The sequence below is a fragment of the Novosphingobium sp. genome, from assembly GCF_041915465.1.
In the GTDB taxonomy this organism is placed as follows: Bacteria; Pseudomonadota; Alphaproteobacteria; order Sphingomonadales; family Sphingomonadaceae; genus Novosphingobium.
The window spans coordinates 1-12,349 of record NZ_JAYSBK010000090.1 but is presented as its reverse complement, the minus strand read 5'-3'; the positions used below and the strand labels follow the sequence as shown (position 1 = coordinate 12,349).

Sequence of the window (12,349 nt, the reverse complement as noted above, 5' to 3'; positions counted from 1 at the left end):
CCTATCCCACGGCCACGTTCCGCTCCAGCCGCAAGGATCCGCTGGTGCTCGAAGTAAGCGGCGCGCAGTGGAGCAATGCGCAGCTCTACCTCCACCGGGTCTATGCCTATTGCGAAACCGCCAGCGCTGCCGATTGCGAAGCTGCAAAGCAGCGCATGATCGCCGCCGTCAGCAGCCCGCCGCCTGTCGCCCAGCCTCGGAACCTGCGGGTGATCGTGCGCGGCGAGGATTACATCGCCTATGCCCAGGCCAAGGCCGCCAAGGAAAAGCAGCCGTGGTTCTTTGTCCGCAAGATCGGCGACGATCTTTACGAGGCGCTCGCGCTCGATGGGCCGAACGTGATCGGCCTTGCCTCTGCAGCCGACCTCAGGGACATGAAGCTGAAGCCCGACGAAGCCTGGGCCATCGCCCGCCGCCAGACCCGCGCGATCCTGCCGCCAATGCCCGAGGCGGGCTATTATCTGATGGACACGGTGACCTTTGAAGGCCCCGAATACATGAGCGCCGTCCTGGCCGACACCGATTACTGGCAGAAGCTGCGCGACCTCATCGGGCCGGACCTGTTCATTACCGTCACCACCGACCAGTTCGTGCTCGCCTCGCTGCTCGCGGCTGGGCCGTCGATGGACCGCTTTGCCGAGGCGGTGGCCGAGGACTGCAAACGGGCCGAACGCTGCATCTCGCCCCACATCTACCGCTTCGAGAACGGGATGTGGGTGATCGAGCAATAGGCCGCGCGCGCCGCCCGGTCGCCTAGCGCGGCTGGGTCGGGGGCTTGGCCGCGGGCAGGACCTTGGGCCGGCTCTCCGACGCTTCCACTTCAGCCTTGGCCTTGGCGGACGGATTAAGCTCGGCGTTGACCTGGGCATGGACCTGCCGCAGTCTGTCGGCAGAGCCGCCAGCAAGGCGTTGGTTATGGGAATTGTCCGGGAGAAGGCGATGAACGGGAAAGCAATGACGAGCGGCCGCATTCTGGTGGCGCTGGTCGCGGCACTACTTCCGGGCACGGCTTCGGCGCAGGAATCCGCCGAGCAGGTGATCCGCAAGGGGATGGCAGATCGCGGGGTCGTTTCAGGCTATTCGGTTAACGAAACCGGCCTCCCGGCGACCGAATACCGTTGGGACGAGGAGCGCGGTCCGAGCTTTGCTCGCAACAACGCGATCTACATGAGCGTTGCCTACGCGACGGCCAACGATGCGTCAGGCTTTTCGCTGATCGCCGTGGTGCAGAACTTCACCAACCAGCGTGTTTGCATCCGCCCGCGCTTCAGGGGAGTGCCGGATGGCCAGGTGCTGTCCAGCCTGCGCGTCAACGACATCGTCGATCCTGGCAAGTCTTACCTTGTCCTTGCCGTTTCCGATTATAACCTTTCCGCGCTTCCGGCCGTGCAGATGAAATACAACGTGATGACCTGGTTGCCGAACATGAACGCCCCGGACGGTCAGAAGTGCCGCTCGTCGGCGCCCGACATTCTGGACGACTGGGCTAACTGGCGGTACTAGGGCGCGTATCCGAACGGGCCCGCAGCCGTCAGGCCGCCAGCTGAATCGGTTCGATCTCGCCCGAAAGATACAGCTTCTTGGCCTTGGCGCGGCTGAGCTTGCCCGAGCTGGTGCGCGGCAGGGTGCGCGGCGGAACCAGTTCGACGATGCAGTTCATGCCGGTGATCGAGCGCACCTTGTCGCGGATCATGTCGCGCAGTTCGACGCGGGCGACCGGATCGGAGACGCGGCAGTGGACCAGCACCGCGGGCGCTTCCTCGCCGTTTTCGGTCTCGACCGAGAAGGCGGCGATATCGCCATGGTTGAAGCCCGGCAGCTGTTCCACGGCCCATTCGATGTCCTGGGGCCAGTGGTTCTTGCCGTTGATGATGATCATGTCCTTGGCGCGGCCGACGATGAACAGATAGCCATCGACCATGTAGCCCATATCGCCGGTATCGAGCCAGCCATCGACCAGGCACTCCTCGGTCGCTTCGGGGTCGCGGAAATAGCCGACCATCACCGACGGGCCCTTGCACCAGACCTTGCCGATGCGGTGGTCGGCCAGCACTTCGCCGCGCTCGCCGCGGATTTCGAGCGCCATGTCCTTGACCGCCTTGCCGCAGTTGACGATCGCGCGGTAGCGCGCCGGACGCGACAGGTCGCGCGGCGTGCCCGACAGGCGTTCTTCCTCGACCAGTTCGACGCGGATCCCTTCGCCCGGCGGCATGATGGTGACCGCCAGCGTCGCTTCGGCCAGGCCATAGCTTGGCAGGAAGGCGCTGGCCTTGAACCCGGCCTCGGCAAAGGCGTTGACGAAGCCCTGCATCACGTCGGGGCGGATCATGTCCGCCCCGTTGCCGGCCAGCCGCCAGCGCGACAGGTCAAACCGTTCGCTCACGTGGCTCTGGCTGGAAATGCGGCGGGCGCAGATATCATAGCCGAAGGTTGGCGAGTAGGAGATCGAGTTGCCCGGATTGCGGCTGATCATGTCGAGCCAGGCGAGCGGGCGGCGGGCAAAATCCTCGGTCTTGAGATAGTCGGTCGAAACCTGGTTGGCGATGACCGAGAGGAAGCAGCCGACCAGCCCCATGTCGTGGTACCACGGCAGCCACGAAATGCAGCGGTCGGCATCGACCAGCTTCATGCCTTCGCCGTGCCCGGCCAGGTTGTTGAGCAGCGAGGCGTGGGTCACGGCAACGCCGTGCGGGAAGCGGGTCGAGCCGCTGGAATACTGCAGGTAGCAGATATCGCCGGGGCTGGTTTCCGGCAGCTCGCAGTCAGGCGCTGGCGCTTGCGCAAAGTCTTCCCAGGCGATGCCCTGGCAACCCTGACGCGCGGCGGCGGCCCCGGCCATTTCGGCCAGTTCGGCGGGATAGAACAGCGCGAGCGGGTCGCTCGACTGCAATTGCACCGAAAGCTGGTCGATATAGCTGTCCTTGCCGCCAAAGCTGGTCGGCAGCGGCAGCGGCACCGGCCAGGCCCCGGCATAGATGCAGCCGCAGAACAGCGCGGCAAAGTCGGCGCCGGTTTCGGCGATCAGGGCGATCCGGTCACCCTTCTTGACCCCGTGGGCAACCAGGCGGCGCGCCATGACCAGCGCATCTTCGCGCAGTTCGCTGAAGGGATAGACCCGCTTCAGGGTCCCGCGCGGATCGTGGAAATTCATCCCCCGCTTGCCGCTGGCGGCATAGTCCAGCGCTTCGCCAAAAGTGGCGAAATCGGACAGGCGGCGGGGAAGAACGTCTTCATTTGGCGTCGGCAGCAAGGCAGATGCTGCGGCCGGTTCGGCACTCGTCACTGGCGTGGCGGCGTCGGTCATGCGCGAAAACCCGTTTTTATCAATGTGATGCGCCATATTTCGGCGTCATCTCGTGTTACAGTCCACTTGCGGAGCCCTGAACTCCGCAACCCTAGGGCTTTTCCCTTTGCCTGATAGTGTGGCACGAATAAGGCCGACCATGACCCGCGCCCGTCCAAATCCCCGGCCATTGACAGCCCAACGGCTTGAGGAGCTGGCGCTGGCCTATGTCGCGCGCTTTGCCACCAGCGCGGCGAAGCTGGAAGGTTACCTGCGCCGCAAGCTGCGCGAACGCGGCTGGGAGGGGGAGGGGGAGGCCCCGGTGGCCGCGCTGGTCAGCCGGTTCGTGGCCAATGGTTATGTCGATGACGAAGCCTTCGCCCGCGCGCGCACCGGCAGTCTGCTGCGGCGCGGCTATGGCGCGCGGCGGATTGCCCAGGCGCTGTCCGCCGCCGGGATCGACGAAACTATGCGCGCGGCAACCCGCGCCGGGCAGGGCGAGCAGCGCCGCGCCGCGCTGGCTCTGGCGCAAAAGCGGCGGTTCGGGCCGTTTGGCGCGGAGTTGCCAGACCGGCCGCAGCGCGAACGGCAGCTCGCCGCGATGCTGCGCGCGGGGCACCCGCTGGACAGCGCCCGCGAATTGGTCAATGCCGCCGATATCGACGCGGCCCTGGCCTGGGCCGAAGCACAGGACGAGGACGAATGATGCGTAAATTGCTGCTCGGATCGCTGGCGCTGGCGCTTGGTGCCTGCGCGCCCTCGTCGGGTGACGCCGCGCCGCAATCGACCCAGGCCGCCCCGGCGGTCCACCCGGAATCGGGGCTTCCGGTCGTGCCGCTGACCGTCATTCACGACGGCAAGCGCCACGTCTTCCGCGTCGAAGTGGCCAGCACCGGACAGCAGCAGGCCATGGGCCTAATGTTCCGCACCAGCATGGGCGCGGACGAAGGCATGATCTTTCCGATGGACCCGCCGCGCGGGGCCAGTTTCTGGATGAAGAACACGCGGCTTTCGCTCGATATCATTTTCATCGGCGTCGATGGCCGGATCAGCAATATCGCGGCCAATGCCATTCCTTATGACCTGACCCCGCTGAGCTCGGTCGGACTGGTCAAGGGCGTGCTTGAACTCAATGGCGGCCGCGCGGCGGAGCTGGGCATCGTCGCTGGCGACAAGGTTGAATGGTGAGCAGCTTGGCCCTTTCCCCGCGCCCGCATTTCGGCTAGGCGGCGCGCATGGGAATCCTCGGCAAGATCTTCACCTGGTGGGACGGTGCCACCATTGGCACGCTCTTCACCAGCGCGATGACCGGCGAACTCGTCGGCACCGACGCGCAGGGCAACAAGTATTACCGCGCGAAGAAGCGCCGCGCCGCGGGGCAGCCCTTCGGCGGGAGCGAACGCCGCTGGGTGATCTACAACGGCCCCAACGATGCCAGCCGCGTGCCGGCCGAATGGCACGGCTGGCTGCACGGCAGCTTTGACGGCGTGCCCGAAAGCAACCTGCCGCCCCCGCGCATCTGGGAAGCCGACTATACCCCCAACGCAACCGGCACCCCCGCGGCCTATCGCCCCGCCGGTTCGCTCGACCGCGGCGGGAAGCGCGCCCATGCGACGGGCGATTACGAAGCCTGGTCTCCGGACGCCTGATTCGTGAAGCGGGCGTTTGCCCCCTTGCTGCTCGTTGGCCTGCCGCTGCTGGCGTTGGCCGCCTGTAACAGCGGCAACGAGCTGAGCGAGGCCGAATCCACCGACGTTCCCGACGCGCTGGCCGCCCCGGCCAAGGGCGCAGCCGTGGTGGAAAGCGAATACGGCACCCCGGTCAAGGACCGCGTGGCGACGCTCGGCCTGCTCAACAAGCGCAACAACCTGACCCAGGACCTGGTGATGAAGCCGGGCGAATCGCGCCGGGTCGGCAACGTCATCGTCAAGCTGGCGACCTGCGAGCGCACGCTGCCGTGGGAAAACCCGCCCGAAACCGGCGCCTTCGTGCAGGTCTTCGTCGAAGAGCGGGCCGACGTGAACAAGCCGCTGGCCTGGAACAAGGTGTTTTCCGGCTGGCTGTTCAAGAATTCGCCCTCGCTCAGCGTGGTCGAACACCCGGTCTATGACGTGTGGGTCAAGGACTGCGCGATGAAGTTCCCGGGCGAAGAGGAAAGCCCCGCCGATGCGGCGGCGGCCAGCAGTGCGGCAAAACCCGCCGGCAATCCGGCGCCCGCGTCAACTCCGTCCGCAGCGCCTTCGCCCCAGCCCTCTGCCAAGCCCTCTGCCAAGCCGGCACCAGCGGCTTCGGCGTCACCCGCAGGGCCAGATTGAGCCGCGCGCAGCAGCTTCAGGTACCGGGACTGCGTGATTTCGATCGCGCCGAGCGAGGCCAGGTGCTCGGTCATGAACTGGCAGTCGAGCAATTCGCAACCCGCGTGCCTGAGCGCCGCGACCAGCCAGGCCAGCGCCACTTTCGAGCTGTCGGTCATCCGGCTGAACATCGATTCGCCGCAAAACACCCGGTCGAAGCCGACCCCGTACAGGCCGCCGACCAATTGCCGTTCGCTGCCCGTGCCGAACCAAACCTCGATCGAATGGGCATGGTCCAGTTCGTGCAGCGCGATGTAGCTGGCGCGAATCCGGCCGCTGATCCAGGTCTCGCTGGTTTCGCGGCGCGGGGCCGCGCAGGCGTCGATTACCGCGGCGAAGGCAGTATTGCAGGTCACTTCGAAACGTCCGCTTTTCAGGACTTTCGCCAGTGAGCGCGAGCAGTGGAACCCATCCAGCGGCAAGATCGCGCGCTTGCGCGGTTCCACCCAGAATATCTCCGGATCGTCGCGCGCATCGGCCATCGGGAAGATCCCGCTGCGATAGGCCAACAGCAGCAGCTGGGGATCGATCGGCGAAGAGGCAACAGGGGCGTGCACGGCTTTTCTTTGTATGGACCTTTCCAGATCGCTTGTCATCTGCCGGTCAAGCCTGTAGGGGCCTCGTCGCCTGCAGGAGTGTAGCTCAGTTGGTAGAGCATCGGTCTCCAAAACCGAGGGCCGCGGGTTCGAATCCTGCCACTCCTGCCAGCCTTCCCCCCAAACAACCCGTAGAACGCGCTTATGTCCGTTGAACCTCCCTTCGAGCAGTTCAATACGCGCAGAAGTGCCGCGCGGCGTTGGCTTTCGGCCGAACCGACCCCCCGCGAAGGGCTGTGGCTGGGGATTGTGCTGGCGCTGATCGCCAGCCTGCCGGTGCTGCTGGTGACCTACCCCCAGATGGTCGACTATCCGGCGCACATGGCGCGCTATCACGTGATGCTGTCGCGCGATTCGAGCCCGTTCCTGCAGAAGTACTACGGCTTTGAATGGCGCTGGATGGGCAACCTGGGTGCGGACATGCTGATCCGCCCGCTTTCCGCGATCTTCCCGCTGGAGACGGCGGGACGGATAATTGCCGGGATCATCCCGCCGCTGCTCGGGCTTGGCATCGTCGCCGTCGAATGGGCGCTGCGGCGCCGGGTCGGCGTCGGCTCGATGCTGGCCTTCGCCTTCATCTGGTCACCGGCCATGCTGCTGGGCTTCCTCAATTTCGGGATCAGCCTGGCGCTGGCGCTATTTTCCTTTGCGCTGTGGGTGCGGATGGAGGGGAGCCGCTGGCGCCCCTGGCTGTTCATGCCGATCAGTGCGGTGGTCTATCTGTGCCACGTTTCGGGCTGGGGCGTGCTGGGCATTCTGGTGTTTGGCTACGAATGGCAGCGCCGCAAGGGGATCGAAGCCTTCTTCAAGCCGATGCCGCTGGCCGTGCCGATGATCGGCCTGCTGGCGTTCGGCGGTTCGAAGCAGCTGATGTCCTATGGCTCGCACTGGGACGTCTACAAGTGGGCGGTGTGGAAGCAGGCGATGCGCGGGTCGATCCAGTGGCTCGACTATGCCAGCCTGTGGTTCATCGCCGCGGTGCTGATCGGCAGCCTTGCCTTCCGCCGGTTCGATGGCCGCGCGGGCTGGGCGGCGGTGATCATGCTGATCCTGTCGATCGTCATGCCGCGCCACATCTTCGGCGGCGATCTGGTCGATGCGCGGATGATCTATTCCGGGCTGCTGGTCGGCTGCCTCGCGCTGAGCTGGCGCGCGCCGCGCTGGGTCGTGCTGCTCGCCCCGCTGCTGTTCCTGGGCCGGCTGGGCGTGACGAGCGACGAATGGGTGCGCGAATCGGCCCACACGGCAGAAATTCTCAAGGCGCTCGACTACCTGCCGCAGGGGGCCAAGGTGGCCAGCGTGGTGGTGACCGAGCGCCGCACCTGGGGCTATAACACGCAGGAGCACGTCGGCGCCTGGGCCGTGGTGCGCAAGGATGCGCTCAACAATTCGAACTTCGCGCTGCCTAAGGTCCACATGATGACCATCCTCGAGGGCGGCAGCCGGTTCCGCGACCCCTATCACCGCCTGCTCCACCGCCGCGGCGCGGCGATCAACCTGACCGAGTTTCCCGCCGCCAAGGAGACCGACTGGTTCCTCTATGTCGGCAACCAGGAACCCGAGGCCCTGCCTGCCGGTTACGTCGAGAAGGTGCGCGGCGAGGGCTGGATCCTCGCGCGGCTTGCAAAACGGCCCGACGATAGCTAAGTGCGGCGGTGTCTTCCGCACATGGGGAACATCTGCTCCTCCCGGACGCGCCATATGGCCGCCGGGAGCGGCGCTGTACCCCCAAGCCGCGGCGGGCAGATGATCAATCCTTTTTGGCAAGAGAGCGCGAACTGATGGCCAAGATCAATCCCGGCGAATTCATGCGCCAGGTTCAGGCTGAAGCCCGCAAGGTCGTGTGGCCGACGCGGCAGGAAACCGTCACCACCGCGATTTTCGTGGGTGTGATGATGGTGGTCCTCGCGCTCTTCTTCCTCGGCATCGATTCGCTGTTCGGCGAAATCGTGCGTCAGCTCCTCGCGCTGGCCTGATCTTCCTGGCCGCCCACACGCAATTACGAGAGAAACATGGCTCGCTGGTACATCATCCACGCCTACTCCGGCTTTGAAAACAAGGTCCGCGATTCGATCCTCGCCGAAGCCGAACGCATGGGCCTCGAAGCCCTCGTGGAAGAGGTTGAGGTTCCGCACGAAACCGTCACCGAGGTAAAGCGCGGCAAGAAGGTCCAGGTCGAACGCAAGACCATGCCGGGCTACGTTCTTGCCAAGCTGGCGATGAACGACGACGTCTATCACCTCGTCAAGAACACCCCCAAGGTGACCGGCTTCCTTGGCCCCAACGGCAAGCCGCAGCCGATTTCGGATCGCGAAGCCGCCCGCTATTTCGGCGCGCGCGACCAGGCTGCCGCCGAGCCCAAGAAGCACGTCAGCGTCGATTACGAGATCGGGGATTCGGTCAAGGTGCTGGACGGCCCGTTCAACAGCTTCACCGGCGTGGTCGAGGAACTCGACTTCGAAAAGAACCGCGTCAAGGTGGCCGTCTCGATCTTCGGCCGCGCGACCCCGGTCGAGCTCGATTTCGAACACGTCGAACTGGTGAAGTAAGCCGCGCGGCCGGTCTGTCGGCCGCGGGTTGTGATGGACTGGCGTCCTGTTGCCGTGCGCCGATCGCGCACGGATTGATGGGGGTGTCGGCTGAAGCGCGTTCCTGCCGCCCTGCCGCTGGTCTTGCTGGCTGCCACTGGTGCGAGCTGGGCCTTGTCGCCCGCGCGCAGCACGGTCAGGCTGTCAGCGGCCCCGGCAAGGCGCGAGGGCGCTGGGAAAGTGGGCCTTTTTCAAGGCCGAACAACGCTGCCTAGGCGCGCAGCCTACTTCTTCTTCGCCACCTTCTTGCGCAGCGCGGCCAGTTCGGCATCAAGCTGATCTTCGCGCGCGAGCGCGGCAAGCTCGGCATCGAGCGACTGTGCGCCGGCCTCGGCCCCGGCGAGGTCAAGCCGCTTTTCGAGCGTTTCGATCCGGTCGAGCCGCTTGTCGTGGCTGCTCGCGGCGGGGCCAGATCCGGCCGCATCCTTCAACGCCTTGAAACGCGCGCGGGCTTCATCGAGCCGCACTTCAAGCTGGGCCACGGCAGCGCGGGCCCGTTGTGCCGCCGTGGCCGCATCCGCCGCCTGGCTGCGCGCTTCGGCTGCTGCGGTTTCGGCGTTGGCGCGTTCGGCCAGCGCGCCGCGGGCGAGATCCTCGCGCTCCTTGGTCATCGCGAAGCGCGCCTTGTCCTGCCATTCGGCGGCGGCCTTGGCCTGTGCCTCGGCGGCAGTGTTCAGCGCCTTGGCGCTGCGCTCCGCCTGCGCGGCATCGCGGGTCAGGGCGATGATCGCTTCTTCCAGTTCGGCCACTAGCAGCCGGGCCATCTTGGCCGGTTCGCTGGCGGCATCGACCAGCGCGTTGACGTTGCTCGATACGAGCTGCGTGATCCTGACGGAGAATTCGCCCACTGACTTGCCCCTGCTTGGTTCTGCAGCGCCTTGTGCAACCGCATGAGAATGAAGGCAATCGGCGAAATTCGGCAATTCCGCTTCACTTTCGCGCGATGTTCGCCTATGCGCTCGCCTTCGCTTGCTCCCCGGGGCAGGTGATTCCGTGCGGAAGGGTCGGTTTCCGGCCTGTTTGACCGCTCACTCTGAGGCTTCCCGCATGGGGGCCGACAGGAAGAAAGGAGGCCATCGTGGCCAAGAAAATTGAAGGCTATATCAAGCTGCAGGTTTCTGCAGGCTCGGCAACCCCGTCTCCGCCGATCGGCCCGGCCCTGGGTCAGCGCGGCGTGAACATCATGGAATTCTGCAAGGCGTTCAACGCCGCCACGCAGGAACTTGAAAAGGGCATGCCGATCCCGACCATCATCACGGTCTATGCGGATCGCAGCTTCACGTTCGTCACCAAGACCCCCCCGGCCAGCTTCCTGATCAAGAAGGCTGCCAACCTCAAGTCGGGCTCGAAGGAGCCGGGCAAGGTTTCGGCCGGAACCATCGCCCGCTCGAAGCTGGCCGAAATCGCGCAGACCAAGTTTGCCGATCTCAACGCCAACGACATCGAACAGGCAACGAAGATCATCGAAGGCTCCGCGCGTTCGATGGGTCTAACCGTGGTGGAGGGCTAATAACATGGCCAAGCAGACCAAGATGCAGAAGGCCCTCGCTGAAAAGCTGGGCGACAACCAGAAGCTCTATGGCGTCGATGAAGCCATCCAGCTGCTCAAGGACCTCAAGACCGCCAAGTTCGACCAGAGCCTGGAAGTCGCGCTGAACCTCGGCGTCGATCCGCGCCACGCCGACCAGATGGTCCGCGGCATGGTCGTGCTGCCCTCGGGCACCGGCAAGGACGTCAAGGTTGCCGTGTTCGCCCGCGGCGACAAGGCCGAAGCCGCGCTGGCTGCCGGTGCCGACAAGGTTGGCGCCGAAGACCTGCTCGAAGACATGCAGGCCGGTAATCTCGATTACGGCCGCGTGATCGCGACGCCCGACATGATGGGCATCGTCGGCCGCCTCGGCAAGGTGCTGGGCCCCAAGGGCCTGATGCCGAACCCGAAGCTGGGCACCGTCACCCCGAACGTCGCTGAAGCGGTCAAGGCTGCCAAGGGCGGCCAGATCGAATTCCGCGTCGAAAAGGCCGGGATCATCCACGGCGGGATCGGCAAGCTGTCGTTCTCGAACGACCAGCTCAAGGCGAACTTCGACGCCTTCGTCGATGCGATCATCAAGGCCAAGCCGGCCGGTGCCAAGGGCAAGTACCTGCGCAGGGTCGCCCTGTCGTCGTCGATGGGCCCGGGCCTGAAGATCGACGTCGCCGAAGTGCACAGCGCCTGATTTTTCGGGCCTAAGCTTCGCGATCCAAGCGAATTGAACGGGCCGGGAGGGGAAACCTTCCCGGCCCTTTTCGTTTGTCCATCTGGCATAGGTCGATCCCGCATTGCCGTTCGTCGATCAGCCCCGCGCGCGCCTTGCCAAGCTGTGCGGGGCATTGCACCGTACCGCCGCAATCTAGCCAAGGGGACTGGCATCATGGCCGTATCGCATATCCGTTCGTTCATTCTCGCCGGGGCTGCGCTGGCCATGCTGGGCGGCGCGCCGGTCCGGGCCGAAGAAGCCAAGCCGGCTACCGCCGCGCCCGCCGCGCCTGCGGGCCCCAATCGGATCTTCCAGCCGACTGCTGTCACCACCACCGGAACCGTTACCGTAGGCGGCAAGGCGGTGGCCTATCAGGCGGTCGCGGGCACCTTGGTGGTCCATCCGGCCGGGTGGGACGACACGACCTGGCGTGAGACCGCCGCCGCGCCCAATCCCGACAAGGACAAGGAAGGCGTGCCCGCCGAATCATCGATGTTCTACACCGCCTACTTCAAGCAGGGCGGCGGGCCGAACCGGCCGGTTGTGTTCATCTACAACGGCGGCCCGGGATCTGCGACGCTGTGGCTGCACATGGGCGCCTTTGGCCCGCGCCGCGTGGTGACGAGCGAGGGCGGCCACACCAAGGCCGCGCCCTATACCGTGGTCAACAACGCCTATTCGCTGCTCGACGTGGCCGACCTGGTGTTCATCGACGCTCCGGGGGCCGGCTTCTCGCGCATCGCCGGCAAGGACAAGGAAAAGGCGTTCTGGGGCGTCGATGCCGATGCCCATGCCTTTGCCGAGTTCATCACCGGCTTCCTCTCGAAATACGGGCGCTGGAATTCGCCCAAGTACCTGTTCGGTGAAAGTTATGGCACCACGCGTTCGGCAGTGCTGGCGAACGTGCTGACCAGCGATGCCAATGTCGATCTCAACGGGGTGATCCTGCTCTCCACGATCCTGAACTTCGATCTTTCGGTCGATGCTCCGGGGTTCAATCCGGGCGTCGACACCGCCTATGTCACCGGGCTTCCGACCATGGCGGCCACCGCGTGGTATCACAACCGTTTGCCCGGCACGCGCCCGGCCGAGCTCGAACCCTTCCTGCGCGAGGTCGAGAATTTTGCCCAGACCGACTATGCCGCCGCGTTGCAGCAGGGGGCTAAGCTCGATCCCGCCACCCGCCAGAGCGTGGCGGAGCGGCTTGCGGGCTATACCGGCCTGTCGGTCGACTACATCCTGAAGTCGAACCTGCGGATCAGCGGCGGGCAGTTCTCGCAGCAGCTCCAGC

The 12,349-nt window shown here is 65.4% G+C and carries 14 protein-coding genes, 1 tRNA gene and 1 pseudogene; 13 read left to right on the top strand and 3 right to left on the bottom strand.

Features of this window, described 5'->3' with window-relative positions:
• Together ACE3SN_RS13420 and ACE3SN_RS13415 are read left to right on the top strand one after the other, a co-directional pair.
• On the top strand, positions 1 to 731 hold a 731-nt coding region (locus ACE3SN_RS13420), incomplete at its 5' end, for a hypothetical protein (protein ID WP_374530804.1).
• 136 nt (positions 732 to 867) lie between these two features.
• Positions 868 to 1,503 carry a hypothetical protein gene (locus tag ACE3SN_RS13415; protein ID WP_374530802.1) on the top strand — a complete coding sequence of 212 codons (636 nt, stop codon included), beginning with the start codon at positions 868 to 870 and terminating at the stop codon, positions 1,501 to 1,503.
• A 28-nt stretch (positions 1,504 to 1,531) separates the two neighbouring features.
• On the opposite strand, the gene ACE3SN_RS13410 is transcribed toward ACE3SN_RS13415, so the two are convergent.
• Complete coding sequence (locus ACE3SN_RS13410; RefSeq protein WP_374530800.1) at positions 1,532 to 3,304, bottom strand: fatty acyl-AMP ligase; 1,773 nt, start codon at positions 3,302 to 3,304, stop codon at positions 1,532 to 1,534.
• Positions 3,305 to 3,443: 139 nt separating this feature from the next.
• On the opposite strand from ACE3SN_RS13410, the gene ACE3SN_RS13405 reads away from it, so the two are divergent.
• The 4 genes from ACE3SN_RS13405 to ACE3SN_RS13390 are packed head-to-tail and all read left to right on the top strand — an operon-like array spanning position 3,444 to position 5,598.
• A complete protein-coding gene (locus ACE3SN_RS13405; RefSeq protein WP_374530798.1) occupies positions 3,444 to 3,989 on the top strand; it encodes a regulatory protein RecX in 546 nt (181 codons plus the stop codon).
• The gene (locus tag ACE3SN_RS13400) at positions 3,989 to 4,471 is read left to right on the top strand and encodes a DUF192 domain-containing protein (RefSeq protein WP_374530806.1); all 483 of its coding nucleotides are present in this window, start codon (positions 3,989 to 3,991) and stop codon (positions 4,469 to 4,471) included. The genes ACE3SN_RS13405 and ACE3SN_RS13400 overlap by 1 nt, the downstream gene beginning before the upstream one ends.
• A gap of 47 nt (positions 4,472 to 4,518) precedes the next feature.
• Entirely contained in the window at positions 4,519 to 4,932 is a 414-nt protein-coding gene (locus ACE3SN_RS13395) for an NADH:ubiquinone oxidoreductase subunit NDUFA12 (RefSeq protein ID WP_374530796.1), read from the top strand.
• Positions 4,933 to 4,935: 3 nt separating this feature from the next.
• Positions 4,936 to 5,598, top strand: coding sequence for a DUF2155 domain-containing protein (locus ACE3SN_RS13390; RefSeq protein ID WP_374530794.1), 663 nt, complete (start codon positions 4,936 to 4,938; stop codon positions 5,596 to 5,598).
• 56 nt (positions 5,599 to 5,654) lie between these two features.
• Here ACE3SN_RS13390 and aat read toward each other — a convergent pair.
• Positions 5,655 to 6,119, bottom strand: a pseudogene (gene aat / locus ACE3SN_RS13385) (leucyl/phenylalanyl-tRNA--protein transferase); the annotation flags it as partial.
• Positions 6,120 to 6,268: 149 nt separating this feature from the next.
• Between aat and ACE3SN_RS13380 the strand changes: the two are divergent.
• The 4 genes from ACE3SN_RS13380 (at position 6,269) to nusG (ending at position 8,782) form a co-directional block, all read left to right on the top strand.
• Positions 6,269 to 6,344: transfer RNA gene (locus ACE3SN_RS13380), tRNA-Trp, on the top strand.
• A 33-nt stretch (positions 6,345 to 6,377) separates the two neighbouring features.
• A complete protein-coding gene (locus ACE3SN_RS13375) occupies positions 6,378 to 7,880 on the top strand; it encodes a hypothetical protein (protein ID WP_374530792.1) in 1,503 nt (500 codons plus the stop codon).
• A 134-nt stretch (positions 7,881 to 8,014) separates the two neighbouring features.
• Complete coding sequence (gene secE / locus ACE3SN_RS13370; RefSeq protein WP_374530790.1) at positions 8,015 to 8,209, top strand: preprotein translocase subunit SecE; 195 nt, start codon at positions 8,015 to 8,017, stop codon at positions 8,207 to 8,209.
• A gap of 36 nt (positions 8,210 to 8,245) precedes the next feature.
• Entirely contained in the window at positions 8,246 to 8,782 is a 537-nt protein-coding gene (nusG, locus tag ACE3SN_RS13365; protein WP_374530788.1) for a transcription termination/antitermination protein NusG, read from the top strand.
• 263 nt (positions 8,783 to 9,045) lie between these two features.
• Here nusG and ACE3SN_RS13360 read toward each other — a convergent pair whose 3' ends face one another.
• Positions 9,046 to 9,669 (bottom strand): PspA/IM30 family protein, encoded by a 624-nt coding sequence (locus ACE3SN_RS13360; protein ID WP_374530786.1) that lies wholly within the window; start codon positions 9,667 to 9,669, stop codon positions 9,046 to 9,048.
• 230 nt (positions 9,670 to 9,899) lie between these two features.
• Between ACE3SN_RS13360 and rplK the strand changes: the two genes are divergently transcribed.
• From rplK to ACE3SN_RS13345, 3 genes are all read left to right on the top strand, one after another.
• Positions 9,900 to 10,331, top strand: coding sequence for a 50S ribosomal protein L11 (gene rplK / locus ACE3SN_RS13355; protein WP_374530784.1), 432 nt, complete (start codon positions 9,900 to 9,902; stop codon positions 10,329 to 10,331).
• A gap of 4 nt (positions 10,332 to 10,335) precedes the next feature.
• Complete coding sequence (gene rplA / locus ACE3SN_RS13350) at positions 10,336 to 11,037, top strand: 50S ribosomal protein L1 (RefSeq protein ID WP_374530782.1); 702 nt, start codon at positions 10,336 to 10,338, stop codon at positions 11,035 to 11,037.
• Positions 11,038 to 11,232: 195 nt separating this feature from the next.
• Positions 11,233 to 12,349, top strand: a 1,117-nt coding sequence (locus ACE3SN_RS13345; RefSeq protein WP_374530780.1) for a peptidase S10, incomplete at its 3' end; no start/stop codon positions are given.